Origin of the sequence: Fictibacillus nanhaiensis (assembly GCF_042686385.1) — a bacterium.
Lineage (GTDB): Bacteria > Bacillota > Bacilli > Bacillales > Fictibacillaceae > Fictibacillus > Fictibacillus nanhaiensis.
In genome coordinates, this window is sequence record NZ_JBHUPF010000006.1 from 274360 (window position 1) to 299697 (window position 25338).

At 42.8% G+C, this 25338-nt stretch carries 26 protein-coding genes; 25 read left to right on the plus strand and 1 reads right to left on the minus strand.

What is annotated here, in order from left to right; translation table 11 throughout:
- Window position 1: 1 nt before the first annotated feature.
- The 15 genes from ACFS5O_RS05125 to ACFS5O_RS05195 all read left to right on the plus strand — a co-directional run bounded on the left by ACFS5O_RS05125 (window position 2) and on the right by ACFS5O_RS05195 (window position 15537).
- Window positions 2–1102, plus strand: coding sequence for an NADH-quinone oxidoreductase subunit D (locus ACFS5O_RS05125; protein WP_205724950.1), 1101 nt, complete (start codon window positions 2–4; stop codon window positions 1100–1102).
- Entirely contained in the window at window positions 1099–2100 is a 1002-nt protein-coding gene (gene nuoH, locus ACFS5O_RS05130; protein ID WP_066398898.1) for an NADH-quinone oxidoreductase subunit NuoH, read from the plus strand. The genes ACFS5O_RS05125 and nuoH overlap by 4 nt, the downstream gene beginning before the upstream one ends.
- A 473-nt stretch (window positions 2101–2573) precedes the next feature.
- The gene (gene nuoI / locus ACFS5O_RS05135) at window positions 2574–2993 is read left to right on the plus strand and encodes an NADH-quinone oxidoreductase subunit NuoI (RefSeq protein ID WP_205724951.1); all 420 of its coding nucleotides are present in this window, start codon (window positions 2574–2576) and stop codon (window positions 2991–2993) included.
- Window positions 2990–3502 carry an NADH-quinone oxidoreductase subunit J gene (locus ACFS5O_RS05140; protein WP_066398893.1) on the plus strand — a complete coding sequence of 171 codons (513 nt, stop codon included), beginning with the start codon at window positions 2990–2992 and terminating at the stop codon, window positions 3500–3502. The genes nuoI and ACFS5O_RS05140 overlap by 4 nt, the downstream gene beginning before the upstream one ends.
- Window positions 3499–3813: an NADH-quinone oxidoreductase subunit NuoK gene (gene nuoK / locus ACFS5O_RS05145; RefSeq protein ID WP_205724952.1), complete on the plus strand. Its 315-nt coding sequence runs from the start codon at window positions 3499–3501 to the stop codon at window positions 3811–3813. Before ACFS5O_RS05140 ends, nuoK begins: the two co-directional genes overlap by 4 nt.
- Window positions 3814–3831: 18 nt before the next feature.
- Window positions 3832–5700 (plus strand): NADH-quinone oxidoreductase subunit L, encoded by a 1869-nt coding sequence (gene nuoL, locus ACFS5O_RS05150; RefSeq protein WP_205724953.1) that lies wholly within the window; start codon window positions 3832–3834, stop codon window positions 5698–5700.
- Window positions 5697–7214 carry a complex I subunit 4 family protein gene (locus ACFS5O_RS05155; RefSeq protein WP_205724954.1) on the plus strand — a complete coding sequence of 506 codons (1518 nt, stop codon included), beginning with the start codon at window positions 5697–5699 and terminating at the stop codon, window positions 7212–7214. The genes nuoL and ACFS5O_RS05155 overlap by 4 nt, the downstream gene beginning before the upstream one ends.
- Before the next feature lie 3 nt (window positions 7215–7217).
- Window positions 7218–8750: an NADH-quinone oxidoreductase subunit NuoN gene (nuoN, locus tag ACFS5O_RS05160; RefSeq protein ID WP_205724955.1), complete on the plus strand. Its 1533-nt coding sequence runs from the start codon at window positions 7218–7220 to the stop codon at window positions 8748–8750.
- Window positions 8751–9198: 448 nt separating this feature from the next.
- Window positions 9199–9432: a DUF1146 family protein gene (locus tag ACFS5O_RS05165; protein WP_137791098.1), complete on the plus strand. Its 234-nt coding sequence runs from the start codon at window positions 9199–9201 to the stop codon at window positions 9430–9432.
- Window positions 9433–9541: 109 nt separating this feature from the next.
- On the plus strand, window positions 9542–10288 hold the full coding sequence (locus ACFS5O_RS05170; protein WP_205724956.1) for a YwmB family TATA-box binding protein: 747 nt from the start codon (window positions 9542–9544) through the stop codon (window positions 10286–10288).
- A 30-nt stretch (window positions 10289–10318) separates the two neighbouring features.
- The gene (murA, locus tag ACFS5O_RS05175) at window positions 10319–11629 is read left to right on the plus strand and encodes a UDP-N-acetylglucosamine 1-carboxyvinyltransferase (RefSeq protein ID WP_205724957.1); all 1311 of its coding nucleotides are present in this window, start codon (window positions 10319–10321) and stop codon (window positions 11627–11629) included.
- A 315-nt stretch (window positions 11630–11944) separates the two neighbouring features.
- Window positions 11945–12091, plus strand: coding sequence for a lmo0937 family membrane protein (locus ACFS5O_RS05180; protein ID WP_137791095.1), 147 nt, complete (start codon window positions 11945–11947; stop codon window positions 12089–12091).
- A gap of 225 nt (window positions 12092–12316) precedes the next feature.
- Window positions 12317–13984, plus strand: a complete 1668-nt coding sequence (locus ACFS5O_RS05185; protein WP_205724958.1) for a M4 family metallopeptidase — start codon at window positions 12317–12319, stop codon at window positions 13982–13984.
- 136 nt (window positions 13985–14120) lie between these two features.
- Window positions 14121–14831 carry a YetF domain-containing protein gene (locus tag ACFS5O_RS05190; RefSeq protein ID WP_205724959.1) on the plus strand — a complete coding sequence of 237 codons (711 nt, stop codon included), beginning with the start codon at window positions 14121–14123 and terminating at the stop codon, window positions 14829–14831.
- A 1-nt stretch (window position 14832) separates the two neighbouring features.
- Window positions 14833–15537, plus strand: coding sequence for a YetF domain-containing protein (locus ACFS5O_RS05195; protein WP_205724960.1), 705 nt, complete (start codon window positions 14833–14835; stop codon window positions 15535–15537).
- Between the two features lie 150 nt (window positions 15538–15687).
- Here ACFS5O_RS05195 and ACFS5O_RS05200 read toward each other — a convergent pair whose 3' ends face one another.
- Window positions 15688–16302 carry a DUF3298 and DUF4163 domain-containing protein gene (locus ACFS5O_RS05200; RefSeq protein WP_205724961.1) on the minus strand — a complete coding sequence of 205 codons (615 nt, stop codon included), beginning with the start codon at window positions 16300–16302 and terminating at the stop codon, window positions 15688–15690.
- Window positions 16303–16497: 195 nt separating this feature from the next.
- Here ACFS5O_RS05200 and spoIID point away from each other — a divergent pair, with 195 nt between their 5' ends.
- From spoIID to ACFS5O_RS05250, 10 genes are all read left to right on the plus strand, one after another.
- Entirely contained in the window at window positions 16498–17538 is a 1041-nt protein-coding gene (spoIID, locus tag ACFS5O_RS05205; RefSeq protein WP_318300101.1) for a stage II sporulation protein D, read from the plus strand.
- A gap of 186 nt (window positions 17539–17724) precedes the next feature.
- Window positions 17725–18690, plus strand: a complete 966-nt coding sequence (gene spoIIQ / locus ACFS5O_RS05210) for a stage II sporulation protein SpoIIQ (RefSeq protein ID WP_205724962.1) — start codon at window positions 17725–17727, stop codon at window positions 18688–18690.
- Window positions 18691–19222: 532 nt separating this feature from the next.
- A complete protein-coding gene (gene spoIIID, locus ACFS5O_RS05215) occupies window positions 19223–19489 on the plus strand; it encodes a sporulation transcriptional regulator SpoIIID (protein ID WP_007203593.1) in 267 nt (88 codons plus the stop codon).
- A gap of 195 nt (window positions 19490–19684) precedes the next feature.
- On the plus strand, window positions 19685–20680 hold the full coding sequence (mreB, locus tag ACFS5O_RS05220) for a rod shape-determining protein (RefSeq protein ID WP_066398851.1): 996 nt from the start codon (window positions 19685–19687) through the stop codon (window positions 20678–20680).
- 144 nt (window positions 20681–20824) lie between these two features.
- Window positions 20825–21916, plus strand: a complete 1092-nt coding sequence (locus tag ACFS5O_RS05225) for a low temperature requirement protein A (RefSeq protein WP_205724963.1) — start codon at window positions 20825–20827, stop codon at window positions 21914–21916.
- A gap of 197 nt (window positions 21917–22113) precedes the next feature.
- Window positions 22114–22947, plus strand: coding sequence for a flagellar hook-basal body protein (locus ACFS5O_RS05230; protein ID WP_205724964.1), 834 nt, complete (start codon window positions 22114–22116; stop codon window positions 22945–22947).
- An 11-nt stretch (window positions 22948–22958) separates the two neighbouring features.
- Entirely contained in the window at window positions 22959–23786 is an 828-nt protein-coding gene (locus ACFS5O_RS05235; protein ID WP_205724965.1) for a flagellar hook-basal body protein, read from the plus strand.
- Between the two features lie 15 nt (window positions 23787–23801).
- Window positions 23802–24089: a DNA-directed RNA polymerase subunit beta gene (locus ACFS5O_RS05240; RefSeq protein WP_318300102.1), complete on the plus strand. Its 288-nt coding sequence runs from the start codon at window positions 23802–23804 to the stop codon at window positions 24087–24089.
- Between the two features lie 132 nt (window positions 24090–24221).
- Window positions 24222–24647, plus strand: coding sequence for a 3-hydroxyacyl-ACP dehydratase FabZ (gene fabZ, locus ACFS5O_RS05245; RefSeq protein WP_066398842.1), 426 nt, complete (start codon window positions 24222–24224; stop codon window positions 24645–24647).
- A 135-nt stretch (window positions 24648–24782) separates the two neighbouring features.
- Complete coding sequence (locus ACFS5O_RS05250) at window positions 24783–25313, plus strand: HAD hydrolase-like protein (protein ID WP_318300103.1); 531 nt, start codon at window positions 24783–24785, stop codon at window positions 25311–25313.
- Window positions 25314–25338 lie beyond the last annotated feature (25 nt).

Consider the following 25338-nt stretch of genomic DNA (forward strand, 5'->3'; position numbering starts at 1 on the left):
ATTGATCAGAACAGAAGAGATGCTCCTCAACGTTGGGCCTCAGCATCCGAGTACACACGGTGTTTTTCGAATCGTACTCAAAATTGACGGTGAGACGATCATTGAAGCCACACCAGTGATCGGCTACCTTCACCGAGGCACAGAGAAATTAGCAGAAAATCTTCAATATACGCAGATTATTCCATACACAGACCGCATGGATTATTTAGCGGCCATGACGAACAATTATGTGATCTGTCACGCGGTCGAAACGATGATGAGTCTAGAGATACCAGAACGCGCGGAGTACTTGCGTGTAATCGTGATGGAGCTCGGCCGCATCGCAAGCCATCTCGTGTGGTTCGGTACATATTTATTAGATATCGGGGCGATGAGCCCATTTCTATACGCGTTTCGTGAACGTGAAGCGATCATCAATATGCTGAACGAGATATGCGGGGCTCGCCTGACGTTCAACTATATGCGTGTTGGCGGTGTGAAATGGGATGCGCCAGATGGCTGGATCGAGAAAGTGCGAGATTTTGTTCCGTATATGAGAGAAGAGCTTGCTGGCTATCACGACCTTGTGACGGGCAACGAAATCTTCTTGAACCGTGTAAAAGGAATCGGCTACTACACAAAAGAAGAAGCGCTGAACTTTTCATTAAGCGGCGCAAACTTAAGATGCACCGGTACGAATTGGGATCTTAGAAAAGATGAGCCGTATTCGATCTATGACCGTTTTGACTTTGATGTACCGGTCTTTCATACGGGCGATGCATGGGCGCGTTATCAGTGCCGCATGCAGGAGATCGAAGAATCACTCAAGATTGTAGAACAAGCGGTAGAACAGTTTCCAAAAGAAGGACCGGTCATGGCAAAAGTGCCAAGAATCATCAAACCGCCAAAGGGTGAAGCTTTTGTTCGTATCGAGTCGCCTCGCGGAGAGATCGGCTGCTACATCGCATCAGAAGGAAAGAAAGAACCGTACCGTTTGAAGTTTCGCAGGCCATCTTTTTACAACCTTCAGATTCTGCCAAAACTTTTAGTCGGTGAAAACATCTCCAACTTGATTACCATCTTAGGTGGGATTGATATCGTTCTCGGGGAGGTTGATGGCTGATGGAGGATCTTTTATACGCACAGCCTGGCTGGACACATGTTGCGATCTTCTTTGCGCTCGGTGCGGCGTTACTCGTAACTGTGCTCGGATTCGTAACCTACGCAATTCTAGCGGAAAGAAAAGTGCTCGGATTCATGCAGATGCGTACAGGACCGAACCGGGTTGGAGGAAGATTCGGTCTCCTTCAAACGGTAGCTGATGTTTTTAAACTTTTGATAAAAGAAGACACCATACCAAAACTAGCTGATCGTCCACTGTTCATATTGGCACCCGTCATCGCATTTGCTCCAGCGTTCATGGTGCTCGCGACGATTCCGTTCTCAGAGAACATGCAGTTTGCAGACCTTGGCGTCGGCCTTCTGTATTACGTAGCCGTTTCAGGTATCTCAACGATCGGCATCTTAATGGGTGGCTGGGCATCAAACAATAAGTACTCGTTACTCGGCGGCATGCGTGCTGCAGCACAGATGATTTCATACGAGATCCCGCTCGTCATCTCTGTAATCGGGGTGATTCTGTTCGCGGGCAGTCTGAACTTAAACGACATCGTAAGAGGCCAAGAAAACATTGCTTACATCTTTTTAACGCCGATCGGATTTTTCGTATTCTTGATCTCCTCGATCGCTGAGTTGAACCGTACACCATTCGACTTGCCTGAAGCAGAGTCAGAGCTCGTTGCGGGTTATCACGTTGAATACTCAGGTTTTCGATGGGCCTTCTTCATGCTCACAGAATATGTGTATCTGTTCGCGATGGCATCCTTAACAACCGTTCTTTTCTTAGGAGGCTGGAACCCGATTCCGTTCTTAGATTTTATTCCAGGGATGTTGTGGTTTGGCGTCAAATTCAGCATCGTCGTATTTTTCATGATCTGGATTCGCGGAACACTTCCACGACTCCGCGCCGATCAACTGATGGGTTTCGCATGGAAAGTCCTACTGCCTCTAGCACTGCTAAACATTTTTGTCAGTGCAGCAGTTAAGGAATTGTTTTTATAAAAGACAAATCACAAATCTGGTAGTAGTTGTGGGGGTTGGTTTCCATTCCAGGTGCTCGCTTTCCGCGGGGCAGGAGTCTCACACCTTCCACTACAACCAACAGTTCAAAGAAGGTAGAAAAGATTAAAAAGCAACAAGCATCTTGAAAAAAAGCTTTATAGAATGACCTTAGCCATCACTCTGAATTTCAAAAGCCAAGTTATTTAATCTTTGGAAGTATTACAAGCATACTTCCTCGAATAGTTGATTGGATCGCAAGGTGCGAGACTCCTGGGGGATCAGCGGGACAGGTGAGACTCCTAACAGCGCAGAGCGCTAGGAGGCTCACCGCACGCCCCCCGGAAAGCGAGCATCCTGGAGAGGAAATCAACACTTTCACAACACGACAAAGCGAAATCACTTAAAAAGGTTCTAGTCCGCAATAGAATGCTCTATCAATCGAAAGACCAACGCATAAGGAGCGTGATCTCAGGATGAAAGGTCTTGTAAAAGGTTTAAACTATACCGTCAAAAACCTAACAAAACAAAACGTCACCACAAGCTATCCCGACGTGCCGATCCAGATGCCTGACCGTTTCCGCGGCATCCAAAAGTTTTATCCCGAAAAATGCATCGTCTGTAACCAATGCGCGCAGATATGCCCGACCGACTGCATCCAGTTAACGGGTAAACCGCATCCCGATCCTGCGAAAAAAGGGAAGATCATCGACACGTACGACATCAATTTTGAAATCTGTATCCTATGTGATCTGTGTACAGAAGTCTGTCCGACCGAAGCGATCGTGATGACGAATCAGTTCGAGCTTGCTGAATACAGCCGTGATGAGCTTTTTAAAAACCTCGAGTGGCTCGATGAGAACGATGAGAATGTCAGAAAGGAGAACAAAGCATGACCGGTGAAATGATCGCGTTTTTCTTTCTCGCCTTAACAGCCATTGCCGGCGGCGTTCTTCTTATTAACCTCTCAAATGTCGTACACATGGTTGTTGCTCTTATTTTTACGTTCATTGCCATTGCAGGAATCTACATCACACTATCAGCAGAGTTCGTTGCCGTCGTGCAGGTGCTGATCTACTCAGGAGCTATCACGATCATCATGCTGTTTGGGATCATGCTCACGCGTCATCAGGAAAAAGAGAAACGTGCACCACGGTTAAAAGTCATCTTAACAGGACTTGCGATCGGACTTTTCTTCCTGATCATGTACGGTAAGATCAAAGACCTTGATTTTGGTCAGCAGAACGCAGAGCTTCACATCGATAATACGAAAAAGATCGGAATCGAGCTGTATTCGCATTATGTGATTCCGTTCGAGTTAACTTCCGTCCTCCTGCTTGTTGCTTTAATTGGTTCTATCATTCTGGCAAAGCGGGATGACGATGAAAAGGAGGCAAAAAAATGAGCTCTATCCCTTTAGCAGCTTACTTGTTGCTTGCCTTGATTCTTTTTTGCATCGGTTTGTTTGGAGCATTAACGAAACGGAATGCGGTCATCGTACTGATTTCGATCGAACTGATGCTGAATGCGGTAAATATCAATCTCGTCGCTTTTGCAAAATACTCAATCAACCCTGGATTAACAGGTCAGATCTTCTCGCTGTTTACGATTACGGTTGCCGCGGCAGAAGCGGCGGTCGGACTTGCGATTCTCATAGCGCTGTACCGCAACAGACAGACGGTAAACGTGGATGAGATGGATTCGATGAAGCGATAAGGAAGGAGATGGACGATTATGTTGCAGAATAGTTGGCTTATACCGTTGTTCCCGCTTTTATCCTTCGTTTTATTGCTGATTTTTAGAAAATCAAAAAGTGAGGGCACCGCATGGATTGGTGTACTTCTAACCGGGTTATCGCTCATTCTATCCATCGGGGTTTGGATCGCGGTGTGGCAAGGTGACGGGATTAAAGTAGAAGGCACTTGGTTTGAGATCGGTGAGCGGGCCATCACGATGGGATATGAAATCAATCCGCTTAATGCTCTTATGCTTGTGATCGTTTCACTCGTCAGTTTCCTTGTACATCTTTACTCAAAAGGTTACATGCATGGCGATGAACGGTTTCCTGTGTTCTTTGCTTACTTAGGATTGTTTTCCTTTGCGATGCTCGGACTCGTTCTATCTCCGAATCTATTACAGCTCTATATGTTCTGGGAGCTTGTTGGACTTGGTTCGTTCTTGTTAATCGGATTCTACTATTTTAAACCAGAAGCAAAAGCCGCAGCGAAAAAGGCATTTGTCATGACCCGGATAGGGGACGTTGGTCTTTTTATCGGAATGGTCTTGCTATTTTGGCAGGTTGGTAGTTTTGAGTATGACGAAATTTTTGCTTCTGTTCGAAATGGTGATATATCTTCTGGTATGCTCACTCTTACCGCACTATGTATTTTTGTGGGAGCGATCGGAAAATCAGGTCAGTTGCCTCTTCATACGTGGCTTCCGGACGCGATGGAAGGTCCAACACCGGTATCAGCGCTTATCCATGCAGCAACGATGGTCGCGGCAGGGGTGTACTTGGTCGCTGCGATGTATCCGCTCTTTCAAGCTTCAGAAACGGCACTAACGGTCGTTGCGATAGTAGGAGGAGTCACGGCAATCTTTGCCGCTTCGATCGGTCTCATGCAAAAAGACATCAAACGTGTCTTGGCGTATTCAACAGTCAGCCAGTTGGGTTACATGATGCTTGCACTTGGCGCATCCGGTTATGTGGCAGGGATCTTTCACTTAACAACGCACGCATTCTTTAAAGCGTTATTATTTTTAGCGGCAGGAAGCGTAATTCATGCTGTACATACACAAAACATTGAAGAGATGGGCGGACTTTGGAAAAAGCTTCGGCTTACAGGACCTCTCTTTTTAATCGGCGCTCTAGCCATCTCAGGAGTTCCGCTTCTATCCGGCTTCTTTTCAAAAGACGAAATTTTAGCCAGTACTTACGCAGATGGACGTTACGGATTGTTCTGGTTGGCAGTCGTTGCTGCCTTTATGACGGCGTTCTACATGTTCCGTCTATTTTTCCTTGTGTTTACAGGGAAACCGCGCGGCGATCAGAGTGGCGTACATGAATCACCTAGTGTTATGACTTTACCGATGTTGGTTTTAGGTGTGTTAGCGATTGTTGCCGGTTATCTGAACACAGCTTGGTTCGGCACATTTTTAACCGATTACTTAGCAGGAGGTCCTGTTGAACTGGCGCATGGTGATCACCACGGTCCAAGCTGGATTCCAATCGTGGCAACAGCAGCGTCTTTACTAGGCATCGGTCTAGCTTATCTGATCTATCAAAAAGGAACATTATCTCGCAATTGGATCACCCGCTCGTTACCAGGGCTCAGCAACGTGATCTACAACAAGTGGTACGTTGATGAAGGATATGACGCGACTTTCGTTAAAGGAACGAAGGGTTTGAGCAAACTTGGCGTCCTGTTTGATAAATATATCGTGGACGGACTCGTGGCAGCCGTTGTGAGTGGCGTTCAAGGGTTAAGTAAGGTAGGATCGAGTCTTCAAAACGGGCAGGTTCAAACGTATGGGACGTTCGCCATCTTTGGCATTGTGATTCTATTGCTGATCGTCGCATTAACAGGGGGGTACTTCACATGAACACATGGCTTCTATCGATCTTAATTCTGTCCCCGTTGTTAGGCGTTTTGGTTCTCTTATTTACTCCTTCCCAAGATGAGAAATCGATTAAATGGATCGGGATATTAGGTACATTATTTCCGCTAGGTACTGCACTCGTTACGTTGTCAGCTTTTAATATATCGGGCAAAGGTCTTCAGCTTGCTGAAAAATTTCAATGGGTTTCGTATGAAGTCTTTCAAACGAACGGTGATGTGACCTATCCGATCTTTTACGAAGTGGGCATTAACGGTTTATCAATGGTGCTTATCTTATTAACAACGGTAGTGAGCGTCCTTGCTGCCATTGCATCCTTTTCAATTAAAAAGGATTGGAAAAGTTACTTCATTTTGTTCTTTTTGCTCGAAATGGGCATGATTGGCGTATTCGCTGCACAAAATTTATTCTTGTTCTTCATTTTCTTTGAGATCACGCTCATTCCGATGTTCTTCCTCATCGGACGCTGGGGTTATCTTGAAAGAGAAAAAGCAGCTTACAGTTTTTTGATCTATAACGGGGTCGGTTCAGCCATTCTTCTGATCGCGTTCGTTGCGATGTTCATGAAAACGGGGACGATGAATTTTGAGCAGTTAGCTAATACATTCTCGCTTCCTCAATCTGAGCTGAACGAGATGAACATCACAAAGAATTTTAAGATGGGAATGCTGATCGCACTGCTTGTTGCGTTTGCAGTAAAGCTACCGGTAGCACCGCTTCACTCTTGGATGGTAAGGGTCCATGTTCAAGCTCCACCGCCGATCGTTATGCTTCACTCAGGGATTCTACTGAAAATTGGGGCATACGGCTTGATTGTTTTTGGGGCAGGACTGTTTCCGGATCAATTCAAGTCTCTTGCTTTTATCATCGGATTGTTCGGTGTGATCAACTTGCTATATGGAGCTTTCTTAGCACTCACACAACGTGATTTAAAACGCGTCTTAGCATATTCGTCTGTCTCGCATATGGGAATCGTTCTGATCGGGCTTGCTGGATTAAATGAAGAAGGTATGACGGGAGCGGTTTTCCAAGTCGTTTCGCACGGATTGATCTCGGCTCTGTTGTTCTTCTTAGTAGGTGTTCTCTACGAACGAGCGGGTTCATCACAGTTACAAGACTTTGGTGGAGTCGCCAAAAGGATGCCGATCTTTGCAGGTGTGATGCTCGCTGGGGGGCTCGCCTCATTAGGACTACCGGGAATGTCAGGTTTTATAAGTGAGTTCATGGCGTTTTTAGGATTGTTTGAAACGATGCCTGTGCTAGCAGCGGTAGGAACGCTAGGGCTGATCTTAACGGCAGTCTACGTGTTGCGCGCTGTTTTAGCGATCACGTTTGGTGCTGAAAAAGAACTAACGAATGCACATGATCTTTCATCAACAGAACGAATTCCGGCGTTTATCTTGCTTGCAGCGATTTTGTTCATCGGCATCTATCCTGCATGGTTAAGTGATATGCTCCGTCCAACATTAGATAGCATTCTGCTAGGGTTAGGGGGCTAAGTCATGGATCTAGATACTTTATTATCGTTTAGATGGAGCGTTATGCTACCTGAATTTATTATCTTAGGTGTTGCGACTCTTTTATCAGTTATCGACCTTTTTATGAAAAAAGAATCGAGCCGGAAGCCTTTGGCCTGGCTTGCTGGAGCAGGTATTCTAGCTGCCCTCATCGCCGTTTTTATGCAGCTTGATATAGAAGTAACATCGATTCTGTATGATACGTACAGACTTGATTCGTTTTCAAAAGCTTTCAAGATTCTGCTTTTGTTAGGAACGTTATTAGTGATCGTTCTTTCATCCAATTATAAGAAAGAAGATCTGGAAGAAAACCGGGGAGAATTTTATTACTTGCTTCTCGCAGCTTTGTTGGGGGCTATGATGATGGCTTCGAGCGCTGACTTGATCACGTTGTTTGTGGGCCTTGAACTTCTCTCACTTTCTTCCTATGTAATGGCTGGTCTAGAGCGGCGAAATAAACGAAGCAACGAATCAGCGTTTAAGTATATTGTATCTGGCGGAATTGCGACCGCTATCACCCTTTTTGGAATGAGTTACATTTTCGGGCTTACCGGAGAGACGAACTTGTTCAAGATCGCAGAGAACATGGGGAACCTTGAACTGTTAAAGCACAGCTTTCTCATCGTCTTCGCTTTCATCATCACGTTTGCTGGACTAACGTTTAAGATTGCGGCCGCTCCGCTTCACATGTGGGCACCAGATGTATATGAAGGGGCGCCTGTTCCGGTTACAGCATTCTTGAGTGTCGTGTCGAAAACAGCAGGCTTTGTGATCTTGCTGCGTGTGATCATCATCTGTTTTATCGCGGCTCCAGGGATCGATAAGGAACCGATCCTGCTGCAAGTTCAGCCGTATGTGATGGTATTAGCAGCGGCAACCATGATCATTGGTAACGTTACGGCGCTTCGACAACGAAATATAAAAAGAATGTTCGCCTATTCGTCTATCGCACAAGCGGGTTACATTTTAGTGCCGTTCGTTTCAAATTCGTCATTGTTGTTCGAACTCATCTGGTTCTATCTTTTAGCCTATTTGTTTATGAATATTGGCGCGTTTACGGTCATTCAACTATTAAGCAGTCAAGAAGGCTCAGCTGATGTCGGGATTTTCCGTGGTTTATTTCGAAGATCTCCGTGGCTTGCGGTTCCGATGACATTTTTCATACTCTCGCTAGCGGGTATTCCGATCACCGCAGGATTTATCGGGAAGTTTGGAATCTTTATGGGAGCGCTTGGACTCGATCCCGCACATTATTGGCTAGCCGCTGTTATGATGGCAACCACGCTCGTGTCGTACGTGTATTACTTTAACATCATTGCGATCATGTTTTTCCGGGACAGTGATGGAACGAAGGTTTCAATCCCAGGTGGAATGGCTGCCGTACTCGCATTCTGTACGGCATCGGTTATCATTCTAGGCATTATGCCAGATCTTGCACTCGATTTCTTTTACGGGAATTTTGATGTGAACGAATTCTTTATGCAGATTGAAACCGAAGTTCATACGCATGATCATTGATTGTTGAATATATGAAAGCTAGTTCATTGAGGTTTCCGCGAGAGGGAACCTTGATGAGCTTTTTTTATTGAAATCAGCTAACGTGAAATTGGCGAGAATAAAGTGAATATAAGGTGCGTTAACGCGGAATTATTGAAATTAACGTGAATATATCATGAATAATGTGAATATAATGGTTTTCGTTTTATTTGATAATATTTTTGTCGGATCCAGCTGGATAAAAAAAATGAGTCAAAACTACCGTAACTTCTGCGGTTTAGTTTCGTCTAATCATAGTGAAACGACTATAAACTGAGACTTACATTTAGTAGTCGTTACAAATTTTTGAACTTCTTAAAAGAAAAGGCTTTCACAACCCCTTACTAGGGAAAAAGTATCTATCTAAATTATTGAGAAAGACGTATGCTTAAGATGTCGAAATATGTAATAAGGAGGTCAGACTTTTTAAATGATTCCAATCGGACAACAAGCTTTGTTACATATCATCGTACATCTATTGTTTCTCGTGATCTCTTGGTGGGCACTGCAGGCCGTTCATTTTGATAAATGGATCAAAAAAGGGAAGGTCATGCAAGCTAGAGTGTTATACATACTTCTAGTGATCAGCTTAGCCAGCATCGCGAGCGATTTTTTTCTAAAGTATCTACAGTATTCCAAAAATCTTAGTCAGCTATTTGGATAAGTCCATATCTTTTACATAAGTAGTGAACTTGTCGGAATATGACTACAACTTCCACGGATATCCTCTGTTTCATTGGCAACAATGAGAAATAGAGAGGATGTGCTGGGGAATGAAAAAATGGACGATGACGATTACAGCGATTTTGCTATTAGTTATGATTACTTCTGGATATGCAAAAACAGATGAAAAAACAAATGAAGTTACACATATAATAGACGTTCTAAAAGACAGCGGAGCAACACCTGACAAATGGACTATGCATTTTCGTGGTCAAACAGGTTTTACATCTAAAGGACTAGGGTATGTAAAAAAAGCAGAAGAGCTTAAACGTAATTATCCTGAATTTAACTGGGCGGTAACGGAAGATCAAGCCGGGCATTATAAAATGACCGGACTATTTGAGCGTAATGATATTGGGGTTAGAGAGAAAATGACCGTCATTACATACCCCCAAAAAGATCAATCTGCATCGTATTTTATTTATGCGGTTGAAGGACTTGTAAATGCAAATCAAAATTGGAAAGAAATCCAGAACCTGATCGATAGTCGGGTTGAACAATCAATTGGAGGAAATCCCAAAATTTTCTCTTGTGTTACCGGTACATACGGTGATAAAATGATGGTTGATTTGTATTCGCAAGCAAATGAATTGGTACGCGCCTTTTCTGGTGATTCTGTCGAGGAACTAAAAGAAGAGACGTTTGTGTCGCTTTCTGCATATACTGAGCAGTGGGAACAAGCGATTTATACCGGTCATCAACATAAAATGAATCTTCAGGTGGCATTACGATCTGAAGGATTGGGCAGCGGAACAACTGTCACAATTGGCACACCAATAATTACGTCTGAATATTAATATACAAATTGGACGCGGAGGGGAATATCGTTGGAAAAAATCATTGTCCGTGGTGGTAGGCGGTTAGAAGGCTCTGTTCGAGTTGAAGGAGCTAAGAATGCCGTACTTCCTGTCATCGCAGCATCCATTTTAGCAAGTAAAGGCAAAAGCACAATTAAAGACGTGCCGAGTCTAGCTGATGTGTTTACGATTAACGAAGTATTACGTTATTTAAATATTGATGTAGCATTTGAAAACGGTGAAATTTCTGTTGATGCTACAAGCGAGTTGAAAACAGAAGCACCATTTGAGTATGTCCGCAAAATGAGAGCATCATTCCTAGTAATGGGACCATTGCTTGCTCGCGTTGGATTGTCTCGTATCGCACTTCCAGGAGGATGCGCGATTGGATCTCGTCCGATCGATCAGCATCTTAAAGGATTTGAAGCGATGGGTGCCACTGTAAAGATCGGGAACGGATTTATCGAAGCAAAAATTGATGGCCGCTTGCAAGGTGCAAAGATTTATTTAGACTTCCCAAGTGTAGGAGCTACTGAGAACATCATGATGGCTGCAACACTTGCTGAAGGTACCACTATCATCGAAAATGCTGCAAAAGAACCTGAGATCGTATGTCTAGCTAACTACTTGAACGCGATGGGTGCTACAGTAATCGGTGCAGGAACAGGCACGATCCGCATCGTTGGAGCGGAAGAGCTTGTTGGTGCTGAGCATACAGTTGTTCCAGACCGTATCGAAGCGGGTACGTATATGGTAGCAGCAGCTATTACACAAGGTGATGTTTTAGTTGAAAATGCTATCGCAGAACACCTACGTCCTTTAATCGCAAAAATGGAAGAGATGGGTGTACAGATTCAAGAAGAAGGTAACGGACTTCGTGTTCGTGGACCTCGTGAACTGAAACCTGTTGATATCAAAACAATGCCTCACCCAGGATTCCCGACTGATCTTCAGTCGCAAATGATGGCGCTATTGCTTCGTGCAAACGGAACAAGCGTAATCACGGAAACTGTATTCGAAAACCGTTTCATGCACGTGGAAGAATTCCGCCGCATGAATGGTGATATTAAAATCGAAGGCCGTTCTTCTGTGATCAACGGACCTGTAAATCTGCAAGGTGCTGAGGTTGCTTCAACTGACCTTCGCGCAGGTGCTGCTTTGGTACTTGCTGGGCTTGTCGCTGATGGTTACACGCGTGTAACTGAACTGAAGCACATCGACCGCGGATACGTTGATTTCACTGGGAAATTGGCTGCATTAGGTGCTGACATCGAGCGTGTAAACGAAGATGTGAAAACAACACCTGCCAAAGAGCAATCATTAAAAAGTAATTTAGCATAATATTATTTAGAGCGAACCCTTTCTCATCATGAGAAAGGGTTTTTTATTTTTCGTCTGCGTTCTAAGTTTTACGGTACGAGTTTGTATATTTGTTACACGTTCACCGGTAAAGAGGTAATAAGCACCTGAAAAGTGTGTCGTTTCACCTGTGCGTATCCTATTACCACCGATGATTCATAAATAACCACCTGGAAATGCCTAACTTCCACCTACAATCATGATTTTAGGACCAACTTCCGTTTAATTCAAAGCGTATTCGGGAAATCTAAACCATATACTTATACTTTTTTATTTTATGGAAGGGATGTCGAACTCATGCTTTGGACCATTATCGGAATATTAGTCGTACTTTGGTTATTAGGTGTTATCTTTAAAGTAGCTGGCGGAATCATTCATATCTTACTTGTCATCGCTTTGATCGTTTTTGTTTTAAATTTTATTAAAGGCCGCAAATCGAAATAGCTGTAAAAGCTGGCTTCTTGGAGCCAGCTTTTTTTAATGGTGAAATTTTGTCTTTTAAATCGAATGAACACAAAAAAACAGTTCCTAATACCTGTTTTTTGAATGAAATTTTTACTTTTAGTACATATTAATCAAAATTTTAAGAATAGTTTGAAAATAAAACGAAAGGTGCTATTATAAATCCACTGGCTTTAAAATTCATGAAGCAAAGGGGATTGGGAAGGGATGAAAAAGCAATTAACTCTATGGGGATTAGCACTAGGACTCGCAGTAAGTCCATTAGCAGCGGGACAAGCATCAGCAGAGGCACCAGTTAATGTTTTATCAACTAAAAAGATGAACAGTTTAACGGGTACACCGTCGTTCGTCTCTGGAAAACTGTCTGAGGCGTCTTCAAAATCAGCAAAAGAAGTGGTATTCAACTATCTTCAGAAAGAATCGAAAACATTCAAAGTAGGAACTCAAAAAGCAGAGGATTCATTCACGGTTAAGTCTGTTACAAAAGATGAGTTAGGCAGACAATTGGTGCGAATCCAACAAACTTATAAAGGTGTTCCTGTTTGGGGCTCCACGCAAGTAGCACATGTTAACGAAAAGGGAGAGCTCGTTGTATTCTCAGGAACAGTTACTCCTGATCTTAAAAGTAAACCTGGATTAGGCTTTGGTAAAAAAATTCCTGCTTCTAAAGCGGTAGCAGCTGCAGTGAAAGACTTGGGCTTTACACCAGAATATGAAGCAGATCCAACATCTGATCTCGTTGTGTATACAGAAGGAGATAAAGCGGCATATGCCTATTTAGTAAACCTTAACTTCTTAGCTCCTAAGCCGGGCAACTACAACTATTTTGTAGATGCTGTAACGGGCAAGATCCTAAACTCTTACAATGATTTAGATGAAGCTCACGGTGATACAAAAGCACCTCCAACAGGCGGCGGTTCATTAGTAGGGACAAACGCTGTTGGTTCCGGAACAGGAGTACTTGGTGACTCTAAAACGCTAAACACATTATTGTCTAGCGGAACATACTATCTACAAGATAATACGAGAGGTGGCGGTGTATTTACATACGATGCGAAGAACCGTCAGCAGCTTCCTGGCACTTTATGGGCAGACGCGGATAATAAGCTAAACGCGACATACGACAGAGCTGCTGTAGATGCTCACTATTATGCAGGCGCCACTTATGATTATTATAAATCAGTCTTCAACCGCAACTCTTATGATAATAAGGGGGCTGCTCTAAAATCAACGGTACACTACGGACGCAACTACAACAACGCGTTCTGGAACGGCCAGCAGATGGTTTACGGTGATGGAGACGGTACAACATTTGTTTCATTATCCGGTGGTCTTGATGTTGTAGCGCATGAATTAACGCATGCTGTAACAGACTTTTCATCTGATCTTGTTTATCAAAACGAATCAGGTGCTTTAAACGAATCGTTGTCTGATATCTTTGGTACATTAGTTGAGCACCACACGAACAACAATCCAGACTATGAGATCGGTGAAGATATCTACACGCCAAATAAAGCCGGTGATGCTCTTCGATCGATGAGTGATCCGACAAAGTACGGTGATCCTGACCACTATTCTGTTCGCTACACAGGTACAAGTGATAATGGTGGCGTCCACATCAACAGCGGTATCATCAACAAAGCGGCATATTTGCTGGCAGTCGGTGGAACGCATTATGGTGTAACGGTTCCGGCAATCGGCAACCAAAAAGTAGGGGCGATCTACTACCGAGCGAACACGGTGTACTTAACAGCTTCTTCAAACTTCAGCCAAGCAAGAGCGGCTCTCGTTCAATCTGCGTCTGACCTTTATGGAGCAACATCTCCAGAAGTAGCGGCAGTTAAAAAATCGTATGATGCGATTGGTGTAAACTAAAATTAACATGCAAAAACCCTGATCTCTGAGTTTGGAGATCGGGGTTTTTTATCGTTATCAAATAATTATTAGGAGAATTGGGAAGTTTAACCTGTAGTTATAAATTTACTCGGTCACCAATAAAGGAAGATGAAATATGGATTTGAAACATGTTTTATTTGAAGCAGAGGATTTAAGTATTATTGAACAAGTCTTTAGAACTTCCTTGCTCTATTTTTTGTTATTCGCGTCTGATAAAGCAATGGGTTTTAAGCAGAATGCTATTACAACTCCTTATAATTTCATCATGGCAGCTGGAATCAGTCATATTTCAGCTACTCGAATCGTAGTTCCTGATTCAAGACCGATCGATGCTTTTGCAATAATCATTGTTTATACCATTTTTATGCTGTGTTTTACTTACTTCGGGTACCTTAAGCTACCGTCGATTGTATCGCAAACACCTACTATTATCGTAAAAAACGGTAAAATCATAAAGGGAAATTTAAAGAAAACGAGGCTAACCCTTGATAATGTATTTTCCATTTTACGAGTGAAAGATGCTTTTAATCTTGAAAAAGTGAAGTTTCTAGTAGCAGAAACAACCGGTGATTTTAGTGTTGCTATCGACAATAAAGACCAACCCGTAACTAAATCTTCTTTGGGTATACCAACGACTTCAAATGAGCTGTCTCAGCTTTTAATCTATGAAGGGAAAGTGGATCAGCAGGTGCTAAAGAAAAACAACCTTGACCATGATTGGTTAAACGAGCAGTTACAAATACTTGATATTCAAGCGATAAATGATGTTTTCGTTGGGATTCTAACTCCTGAGAAAACACTTTACATAAACCGGCAGGAGGTTTAAGATGCCTCAAGTTTTTGGTGAATTAAAAGATATAACATTGATGGGGTATGTTATTCGAACAATCCTTGTAGGGGTTATAGTCTTCTTGGTTGGAAGGTTTGTAACGAAAAGGTCCTTTAGCCAAATGACGACCTTTGACTTTGCGTTGATCTGGATATTAGGAGCCCTTACTGTATCTCCCTTATTAGAAGGGGATGTGACTTTTACAAGGACGATCACCCCTATATTAACGCTTTTCTTCTGGCATACCGCACTCAGTATGATTTCTTTAAAGAGCAGGTCTTTTGCTCATTTTTTTAACGGAAAACCATTGCTGCTTATTGATGATGGGAAAATCGTCAGGAAACATTTAAGAAAACACTTTATGAATATTGATCTCTTGCTAGCTGAGCTTAGAATTAGAAAAGTTTTTGATATATCCGAAGTTAGGTACTGCATGTTGGAGCCGAACGGTCAGCTGAGCATTATGAAATACAGTGCATACGATCCAGTTACTGCGTCAGATATGAAAACCGCAGTTTCTCCAATTGACATTCCCTTAGTGGTGATAAATGATGGGAAACTTTTTGAAGAGAATCTTAAAACAGCAAACGTAGATTTGATTTGGCTAAAAGAAAACTTGAAGACACATCAAGTGGATTGCGTAGAGTCTGTTTACTTAGCAACTGTTGATCAAGGTAAAAAGCTGTATGTTTCAAAAAAATAAGGCTGGAATCATACGTATTTATGTTGAGGTTTTTTAAGATAAATTTTCGTTTATATATAAATGGATAAAAACAGCCAACTTTTAAAATGCTCTGCACCTCAATTTGTAGACACCGCTATCAATTGGTGGTGCAGTTTTTTCATAGCTAAGTTATAGACCATTCACCGCCATTTTACCAAGTGGTCCGTTCTCATCAATGATATTCTGTAGATCAAAAACAGAGATAGGAAACATGGGAAATCCATATACATAAGCGGTGATCTCGTAAAGCTGAAAATAGATCACGAGCGACTTATCAGCGATATAAAAATCTTGATCCGGCCGGATGCTTTTAAATGGTTCGAGTGTGTCAATCTGGCGTAATTTCAGCTGTTCGTGAATATGACGATTGATGACTTCCACATAATTGCTTCCCGGTTTAAACAGATCTTTTAACGTATACGTTTTCCCTGTAGAAAGATCCCACGTTTCCGATTTGATATACGTCATGCCATGGGCTGCCATGGGTGTATAAGCAAAATTTAAGAAACCGATGCTCAAGATGTTCTTTTCGTTCGTTTTCACAGCAAACTCTCCATACATGCCTGGACGAGCCTCGGGGTTCTGGTAATTCGCAAGCTGCTCGTTGATCTGAACGATCCCTCGATTTACTTGCTGCTGAATACGAGGGTTAATTTTGCCTTCGATCCGCGGGTAGTAAATCTTAATATTGCCAGGTGCATACGTGAGCGTACGAACCAAAACAGGAGGCTGAAAACTGTCCATGCTGTTCACCCTTTCAAGCATTTCATCTCTCTATTTTATGCGGCGGATGGCCTGTATCAGTCCCTGAAGTAAAACTTGTAAATGTAGAATGTAGTGAGGTGTATTCATTTGTAAAAATGCTAGTTTCGAGTTCTAAATGCCCCTCTTTTTGTATAAGTTGTATGGTAGATAACAATCTAGGAGGGCATTGGAACCGTGAATGTAAATATCAAGCCGCTGATTTGGATTCTAGCTATTTTTGTCGCTATCATCGTCCTTCTCCCGACGATACTCGTACTACCATTTTCCTCAGCACCTCCCGAGTGGAAAGAAGAGAAAGCTGCGCGTCCATCTGAGAGAGTGCTAGCTTTAGAAGTTCCTCATTCAGACATCGTCGTGCCTGTTTTCAGAAAATCGATGGATACGGTTCAGAACATCCCGTTAGAAGAGTATGTGGCTGGCGTGGTAGCCTCTGAAATGCCAGCGGACTTCGAGTTAGAGGCGCTAAAAGCACAAGCGTTAACTGCACGAACGTTTATTGTCAAAGCTCTACTAAACCGCGGCAAAGATGATAGTCTGCCAGAAGGAGCGGTCGTCTCAGACACGGTGATGCATCAAGTGTACAAAGGAAACGAAGAGTTAGAGACCCTTTGGGGGGATGACTTCAATCAAAAGATAGAGAAGATCATCAAGGCTGTCTCAGAGACTAAAGGACAGATCTTAACGTATGAAGGAGATCCGATTCAAGCGAGTTTCTTTTCCACAAGCAACGGGTTTACTGTCAATTCCGAGGATTATTGGAAGAACGAATATCCATATTTACGAAGTGTAGAAAGTCCATGGGATAAAAAAGAGTCTCCGAAATACACAGAGACCATCCAGCTGCCAGTCAGCACGGTAGAGCAGAAGCTAGGCGTTTCCTTAACGAAGGACGGTCAGATCGGGAAAGTAGTTGCCACAACGAGCGGAAAACGAATCGGCAAATGGGCGATCGGTAAAAAAGAGTTCACTGGAAAAGAAGTACGAGAGAAGCTTGAGCTGCGTTCGACGGATTTCGAGATGAAGAAAAAAGGAAAACAAGTTACCGTAACTACACGCGGCTATGGTCATGGAGTGGGGCTGAGCCAATACGGCGCGAACGGAATGGCAAAGGAAGGCAAGACGTATAAAGAGATCGTGAATCACTATTACAAGGGGATTGAGATTGCGGATTATAAACCGATTGCTGATAAGGGTCTCGCGTACCAGCCTCAGTGAATTGTGTCTAAATTGTAGGGGGTCTGACCCGGGTCAGACCCCCTCTTTATGTTTTGATTGAAACCGCTAGATGTCATCAGGCATTCAGCGGTTTTTTGTATTGTCGAAAGAAACTTTCAAAAAAGTTTTGCACTAAAGTATATATTTTCAGAATTCTGTTCAAACTTGTTGCTGAGGTGATGAAAAATGAAAGAAGAAGAAAAACAAAACAAAAAAACAGTACCGATGAAAGGTAAGAGTGCTATGAAAAAACGTTGGGTTTATCCTGCAGTATATTTAAGCTTTGCAGCAGTCATTCTAACTTCTGTTCTATGGTATCAAAACGATGCGAAGAATACGGAGAATAATAATACTCCAGATAGCGCATTAGAGGACAATGGAGCAGCAGTGCCTGTATCCCTTACAAAAGAAGTTTTCCAAATGCCCGTTTCTGACCCTGAAGCCATTGAAGTGGTAAAAGATTTCTTTAGCCCAGAAGCTCCAGCTCAAGAACAAGAAGCAGCTCTTGTATTCTATAACAATATCTACTACCAAAACCGCGGTATCGATCTAGCGACTGCTGACAACAAAGCATTCGACGTAACGGCAGCATTGAGCGGTAGCGTTGTAAAAGTTTCTAAAGATCCTGCACTAGGGTTCGTTGTTGAAGTAAAACACGACAAAGGTGTTGTCACGCACTACTCCTCTCTTGCTTCTGTATCTGTAAAGCAAGGTGACCAAGTGAAGCAAGGCGTAGTTTTAGGACAAGCTGGTGAGAACGCATACGATACAGATGCGAAGATCCACGCACACTTCGAAGTTCGTAAAGACGGAGAAGCAGTCGATCCAGTAATGGCTTGGGATCAATCTGTTGCACAATTAGCATCCGCTGTGGATGACTCTCGTAAAGAGATGAAAAAAGCAGAAGAGAAAAAAGCAGCAGAAGAGCAGAAGAAAGCTGAAGAGAAAAAGCCTGCTGAAGAAAAGAAGTCAGCACCAAAGTCTGAAGACAAAGGGTCTAAAGACTCTAAGGACACAAAAGATTCTAAAGGTACAAAAGATACGAAAGACACGAAGGATGGCAAAGATGCCAACCGTGAGCAAGAATCATCATCTCAATCAGCCGAAGATACGAATGCTCCTGCAGCAGACGACTCTGGCGCTAGCGAATAATTGCAAAAATAAGGCTGTCTCGGTTCAATCGAGGCAGTTTTTTTGTTTTTTTAGACAGATGTGACCACTTCTCGGTGAAAAACTCCTCTTTTCAGGTGGTCACGATTGCATCACCGGTGTAACGAGGCAGTTCTCAGGTGGTCACGAGCGTTTTACCGGTGAAAAAAGCAAGTTTAGCGGTGAACGCGTAATACATATAAAAACACGTACCGTAAAAATTATTTTCTTCTTCCTTATCACTTAAATAACTTAATTTTCCAACTGTTTATGCAGGTTTTTTCACAAATATGGACATTTCCCCTTGTCCCAGTTGAGATTTAGGCATATAACGAAAACTTGGTTAATAAGATGTTACAAAACCTACAATAATTCAATTGAGGGTGAGCGGTGAGAAATCGTACTATGGCTGCGGTGGAAAAAGGGGAATGGAAGCAATACTTATAAGCCGAAGATGACAACGAAACTTGTCACGTAGCTTGTTCATACAAGTCTCTATCGCATCTCTCACATCCATTTTAGGGAGGCGAGTGGTGTGCACGATTACATCAAAGAGCGAACCATCAAGATAGGACGGTATATCGTGGAGACAAGAAAAACAGTCCGCATGATCGCAAAAGAATTTGGGGTTTCCAAAAGCACGGTGCATAAAGACCTCACCGAGCGGCTGCCTGAAATTAATCCTGATCTTGCAAACAACGTAAAAGAGATCCTCGAATACCATAAGTCCATCCGCCACTTGAGAGGTGGAGAAGCGACTCGCGTAAAGTACAAAAAAGGCACAGAGGAAGTTGTTCAGTAAGTTTATGAGATGTAAGGATGTTAGATGAAACGATATTACATGATGTGCCGCATCGTTCCAATGCCAAATAATTAATTTTTGACAATATTTCACCTTGTTCGACAGACTTGTGATATAATGATAAATTGGATAGAACTTCGATTTTTTACTAAAAATGTCATTATATCGTATGGATGTTAACAGGGAGGATATAACATGTTTTCAAGGGACGTTGGAATTGACCTTGGTACCGCTAATGTACTGATTTATGTAAAAGGAAAAGGGATCGTACTCGATGAGCCATCTGTCGTTGCGATCGACACGAATACCGGAAAAGCACTCGCAGTAGGAGAAGAAGCCCGCCGAATGGTAGGCCGTACACCTGGAAACATCGTGGCGATCCGTCCGTTAAAAGACGGCGTTATCGCTGACTTTGAAGTAACTGAGCAGATGCTAAAACATTTTATTAATAAGATTAACGTAAAAGGCATGTTTGCCAAGCCTAGAATCTTGATCTGTACACCAACGAACATTACGTCTGTTGAACAAAAAGCGATCAGAGAAGCTGCGCAAAAGTGCGGAGCAAAACATATTTTCCTTGAAGAAGAGCCAAAAGTGGCTGCAATTGGGGCGGGGATGGATATCTTCCAGCCGAGCGGCAATATGGTTGTGGACATCGGTGGTGGCACAACGGACATTGCGGTCTTGAGCATGGGAGATATCGTTACGTCCTCTTCTATTAAGATGGCTGGGGACAAGTTCGATACTGAAATCCTTCAATATATTAAAAAAGAGTACAAGCTGTTGATCGGTGAACGTACAGCTGAAAACATTAAGTTGAACGTCGCTACCGTTTACGAGCGCGACGAGGAGCTCGAGATCCGTGGCCGAGACATGGTATCAGGACTTCCACGTACGATTACAGTAGGATCTAAAGAAATCCAACGCGCATTGATGGAGCCAGTAATGGTTATCGTTCAAGCGGCAAAGAGCGTTCTAGAAAAAACGCCGCCGGAATTATCCGCTGACATCATCGACCGTGGAATCATGCTAACAGGTGGTGGAGCACTTCTTCACGGAATCGACCAGCTGTTTGCAGATGAATTGAAAGTACCTGTATTGATCGCAGAAGAGCCGATGCGAGCAGTCGCTCAAGGAACAGGCTTGATGCTTGAACATATGGATAAAATCGCAAAACGAAAAGTATTTTAATGAAGCGAACGTCGCCCGTATTGGGTGGCGTTTTTTTTTGTGTATCGTGAAACGAACCGAGATTAAAAAATGGTAAAATTGGTAATAAAGTCAGGAAGAAAATTTGAATGTTGTTAAAGTGATATTTTGAGCCGGAGGTAGATCATGCCGCATAAAAAAGTAGTTTGGTTAGAGTTGTTTAACGATTTGATATTTGTCGCTGCGATTGCAAAGGTAACGCATATTTTGCTGCACCTGGAAGAAGGTGTGATTCCTTCAAGTTATCTATTAAAGTTTGTTTTAATCTTTGTACCAATTTGGTGGGCTTGGGTTGGGCAAACATTGTATATCAACCGGTACGGGGACGATAGTATGTTACAAAGGATGTTTATGGTTATACAGATGCTTTTCATTATTGTTATGACAGCGAGTTTATCCGTTGATTTTGATCCCTATTATCTGCCTTTTCTAACAGGGTATCTAGGAATTCGTTTTATAACGGCAATTCAGTATTTTATTTCTGCTTCTGAAGAATATGGAGAAAGAAAACTTGTGGCTAAGTTCTTAGGAAGAGGTTTCTTATTTGGAGCACTTATCTCATTATGCTCTCTTTTCTTTGACGGTGGAGTCAGATACTTGGTGTTGTACTTGGGGATAGCGATCGATACAATCATACCGCTTTTGGGTCACAAACACCTGAAGAAAGTGCCAATAAATACACCGCATCTTCTAGAGAGATTTGGTTTGTTAACCCTCATTTTATTAGGGGAGTTCATCGTAAGCATTATAGTCATTGTAAAGGTAAAAGACAGCATCTTTTCAGGAATAACAGCGCTAGTGGCATCATTTGTTCTCGTTATTGCTCTTTGGTGGCAGTACTTCGATAATTTAGAGAAAAAAATTGATAAAGAAAGCAGAACATCGGGTCAAATCATCATCTATGGCCACCTTGTCATTTTTATGGCGCTTAGTTTACTCGCTTCAACCATTCAGCTGTCTTACATTCATCCAGTTGATTCTACCTTCTTGGTCAACTTCTCATTTGGAGCAAGTCTTATTTATTTTGGAGGCACAAGTATCGTCTTTCATAAATACAGGTTTACTGAAGATCGTTTAGGCTTTAAGCATTTAATCTTATTCTTGGGCCTTCTCGGGATATTTTGGACAAGTAGCTTGCTTTTACCAGTAAGCGGGCTAATCGTACTGATTGAGATGGCCGTGTTTTTTATCGTTTACTCATTTTTAACCGTTAAATAGTAGATAGGCAGTTAGAGGAGCTGGGAGTTAATCGCCATTTCCTCTTTTTTTAGTATGGAAAGAGAATGGGTACAAATACCTCATTTAAAAAAGGAATCTCACAATTTTTGAAGAAAACTATTAATAATTGTAAAAAACTGTCGATAAAACGGAAGAGACATTTTGTGTCCAGATTACAAATACAGGAGGAATACTCCGTGTTAAGAGGCTTCTATAATGCTGCAGCTGGCATGCTAGCACAGCAGCGCAAACAAGAAATTTTAACGAACAACATGGCGAATGCGAATACGCCTGGATATAAAGCGGACAATGCGAGTCTGCGCACGTTCCCAACGATGCTGCTTCAGCATATGGGGGAGACTGAGATGAACGGTAAGAAGCTACCGAACAACTACCCAATCGGACCAGCGGCACTCTCAACAGGTGTATACGTGCAGGAAACGACGCCTAATTTCCTGCAAGGTGACATGCGCGAGACCGGGATCAAAACAGATCTGGCGCTTCTTCAAGGACAAGTTCCACTTGACCCAGAAACAGGAAAGCCGGGCGGACTCTTTTTCCGATTGAACGTAAACGGAGAAGAACGCTTTACGAGAAACGGCCATTTTTCAGTTGATGCAGAAGGTAGTCTTGTAACGCCGGAAGGGTATTATGTGCTTGGAACAGATGGCAACCCGATCACGGTGAGAAGCGATAATTTTACAGTGAACAAAGACGGTACGGTGCTTGATAACGGTGCAGTTGCGGGACAGATTGATGTTGCGTACATCACGAACCCTAACGATCTTGTAAAAGAAGGCACAGGGTTGTTCAGACTGGATGGAAACGGGAATGCGCCAAGTGCTCTTGGGAATCCAAACATCACGTACAACGTGCAACAAGGGTTTGTTGAACGGTCGAACGTGAACACGGAACAGACGATGACAGAGATGCTGACGGCTTACCGTGCGTTTGAAGCCAACCAAAAAGTACTTCAAGCTTACGACCGAACGATGGAAAAAGCATCGAATGAAATAGGCCGAATCGGCTAGGGGGATCTAACATGAACCAGTCTATGATTTCAGCAGCAGTAACGATGGGTCAGCTGCAGCACAAGCTCGATACCATCTCAAATAACATGGCGAACAGCACGACGAACGGCTATAAAAGACGTGAGGCTCAATTTTCGGATATTCTTTTTCAGCAGATCAATAGTGAAGCATTGAATCCGACAGAAGCGGGCCGTCTAACGCCGAACGGAATTCGACTTGGCAGCGGTGCGCGTGTTTCTTCAACTGCACTTAGTTTAGAAGCGGGCACGCTGCAGCAAACTGGACGACTTCTTGATGTAGCACTCACGCAGCCTAGCTATTATTTTCAGGTATCGGCAATAGATAACAACGGTAATGAATCGTTACAGTTCACGAGAGACGGCGCGTTCTATCTGTCACCGTCTGCTAACAACGCTAATGAAATGGAACTTGTTACATCAGAAGGCAATAAAGTAATGGGTGTAGATGGACCGATTACGATTCCGGCTGACCATAGCAAAATTACCATTGGACAAAACGGCCAAGTTTCGGTAACGTTAAATAATGGAGCGATTGTTGAATCAGGTCAGCTTGCGATTGTGAACATGGTGCGGCCGCAGTTGATGGTATCTGTTGGACAGAACTTGCAAGCGCCACAGGACATTCCGTTGAATCAACTGATAGAGGAAGTAAATGCTGGAGCAGGTAACTTCGTTCAGCAAGGTGCACTCGAATCCTCGAATGTAAACATCTCCACGGAGATGACGGAAATGATTCAAACACAGCGTTCTTATCAATTTAATGCGCGTTCTCTTACAATTGCTGACCAGATGATGGGGTTAGTAAACGGGCTTCGCTAAATGAGGTAGGTTTGTATGACGAATAAGATGCAAGAGTTGAATAAAAACGAAAAATCGAAAACACAACGTTACCAAGAGAAAGAAACGTCTTCTAAAGAAGAGAAGAAACAGTGGTACCAACGCCGAACGAAACGAAGCTTTCCAATCTGGCTGCGTCTTCTGCTTCTTGTCTGCGGAATCATCGTCTGTTTTGCTGTTGGTACGATGGTTGGCTATGGCGTAATCGGTGACGGTAAGCCGATGAACGTGTTTGAAAAAGAAACATGGACACACATCATCGACCTTGTAGAAAAAGATGCGTAAAGATATAATAAAAAAAACAATGACATGGCATGATAGTCATTGTTTTCTTTTGATGTAAAATTAGTACCAGGTAACAATACCAAGTATAATTAAAATAAATTAGAAGCCATAAGTGAAAGGTGATGTTTGTATATGTTAACGATCGAAGAAATCAAAGAAATCATTCCACACCGTTACCCGTTCTTGCTGATCGACCGCATCTTAGAAGTAGAAGAGGGAGAGCGCGCTGTTGGAATCAAGAACGTTACAGCAAACGAAGAATTCTTCAACGGCCACTTCCCAGAGTACCCGGTTATGCCAGGCGTATTAATCGTGGAAGCACTCGCACAAGTAGGTGCAGTCGCGATGCTGAAAAAAGAAGAAAACCGCGGACGTCTAGCATTTTTCGCAGGCATCGATAACTGCCGCTTCAAAAAGCAAGTCGTACCAGGCGATCAGCTTCGTCTTGAAGTTGAGATGACACGTGTGCGCGGTTCGATCGGTAAAGGAAAAGGAATCGCAACCGTTGATGGCCAAGTAGCCTGTGAAGTCGAGATCACCTTCGCACTAGGCAAATAGGGGTCTGACCCCACACAATTATTATAAAAGCTTGAAATGGAGCATTCCCTTAGGGTGTATGTCCTATTTCAAGCTTTCTTTTTATGCTATTTTTATTTTGAGCTTTCAAAATATGGCTGTGAAGGAGCATATATCATGATGAAGAATTATGAATATATCTTGTTTGACTTAGACGGTACTCTTTCTGATCCTAAAATAGGTATTACAAAATCTGTTCAATACGCCCTGAAAAGAATGGGTATCACAGAGAATAACCTTGATTACTTAGAATCTTTTATTGGACCGCCGCTTCAACAATCTTTCTTAGAATTTTACTCCTTTGACGAACCACAGATTCAAACTGCTATCACACACTATCGTGAAAGATTCATAGACAAAGGCATGTACGAGAATACACTTTACGAACATATACCGTCACTTCTTCAAGAATTGAGTGATAATGGCCACACATTAGTTATTGCAACTTCAAAACCAACTGTCTTTGCTGAAGAAATCTTAAAATACTTCAACATTCATCACCATTTTGATCTGATCGTTGGTAGCAATCTCGACGGAACAAGTACGAGCAAAACAGAGATCATCCAGCACATCCTTCACCATTACAGCGATCAACCAAAGGGATCATTTATCATGATTGGTGACAGAAAGCATGATATCATCGCATAACACGGGTATCGATTCAATAGGAGTT

Coding starts and splice junctions, on each gene's coding strand:
- ACFS5O_RS05235 (WP_205724965.1), top strand. CDS start 22,959: ATGAACCAGTCTATGATTTCAGCAGCAGTAACGATGGGTCAGCTGCAG.
- ACFS5O_RS05200 (WP_205724961.1), bottom strand. CDS start 16,302: ATGGACAGTTTTCAGCCTCCTGTTTTGGTTCGTACGCTCACGTATGCA.
- ACFS5O_RS05195 (WP_205724960.1), top strand. CDS start 14,833: ATGCCTCAAGTTTTTGGTGAATTAAAAGATATAACATTGATGGGGTAT.
- ACFS5O_RS05180 (WP_137791095.1), top strand. CDS start 11,945: ATGCTTTGGACCATTATCGGAATATTAGTCGTACTTTGGTTATTAGGT.
- spoIIQ (WP_205724962.1), top strand. CDS start 17,725: ATGAAAGAAGAAGAAAAACAAAACAAAAAAACAGTACCGATGAAAGGT.
- nuoI (WP_205724951.1), top strand. CDS start 2,574: ATGAAAGGTCTTGTAAAAGGTTTAAACTATACCGTCAAAAACCTAACA.
- mreB (WP_066398851.1), top strand. CDS start 19,685: ATGTTTTCAAGGGACGTTGGAATTGACCTTGGTACCGCTAATGTACTG.
- nuoN (WP_205724955.1), top strand. CDS start 7,218: ATGGATCTAGATACTTTATTATCGTTTAGATGGAGCGTTATGCTACCT.
- ACFS5O_RS05165 (WP_137791098.1), top strand. CDS start 9,199: ATGATTCCAATCGGACAACAAGCTTTGTTACATATCATCGTACATCTA.
- ACFS5O_RS05170 (WP_205724956.1), top strand. CDS start 9,542: ATGAAAAAATGGACGATGACGATTACAGCGATTTTGCTATTAGTTATG.
- ACFS5O_RS05155 (WP_205724954.1), top strand. CDS start 5,697: ATGAACACATGGCTTCTATCGATCTTAATTCTGTCCCCGTTGTTAGGC.
- nuoL (WP_205724953.1), top strand. CDS start 3,832: ATGTTGCAGAATAGTTGGCTTATACCGTTGTTCCCGCTTTTATCCTTC.
- fabZ (WP_066398842.1), top strand. CDS start 24,222: ATGTTAACGATCGAAGAAATCAAAGAAATCATTCCACACCGTTACCCG.
- ACFS5O_RS05185 (WP_205724958.1), top strand. CDS start 12,317: ATGAAAAAGCAATTAACTCTATGGGGATTAGCACTAGGACTCGCAGTA.
- ACFS5O_RS05250 (WP_318300103.1), top strand. CDS start 24,783: ATGATGAAGAATTATGAATATATCTTGTTTGACTTAGACGGTACTCTT.
- ACFS5O_RS05240 (WP_318300102.1), top strand. CDS start 23,802: ATGACGAATAAGATGCAAGAGTTGAATAAAAACGAAAAATCGAAAACA.
- nuoK (WP_205724952.1), top strand. CDS start 3,499: ATGAGCTCTATCCCTTTAGCAGCTTACTTGTTGCTTGCCTTGATTCTT.
- ACFS5O_RS05190 (WP_205724959.1), top strand. CDS start 14,121: ATGGATTTGAAACATGTTTTATTTGAAGCAGAGGATTTAAGTATTATT.
- ACFS5O_RS05140 (WP_066398893.1), top strand. CDS start 2,990: ATGACCGGTGAAATGATCGCGTTTTTCTTTCTCGCCTTAACAGCCATT.
- ACFS5O_RS05225 (WP_205724963.1), top strand. CDS start 20,825: ATGCCGCATAAAAAAGTAGTTTGGTTAGAGTTGTTTAACGATTTGATA.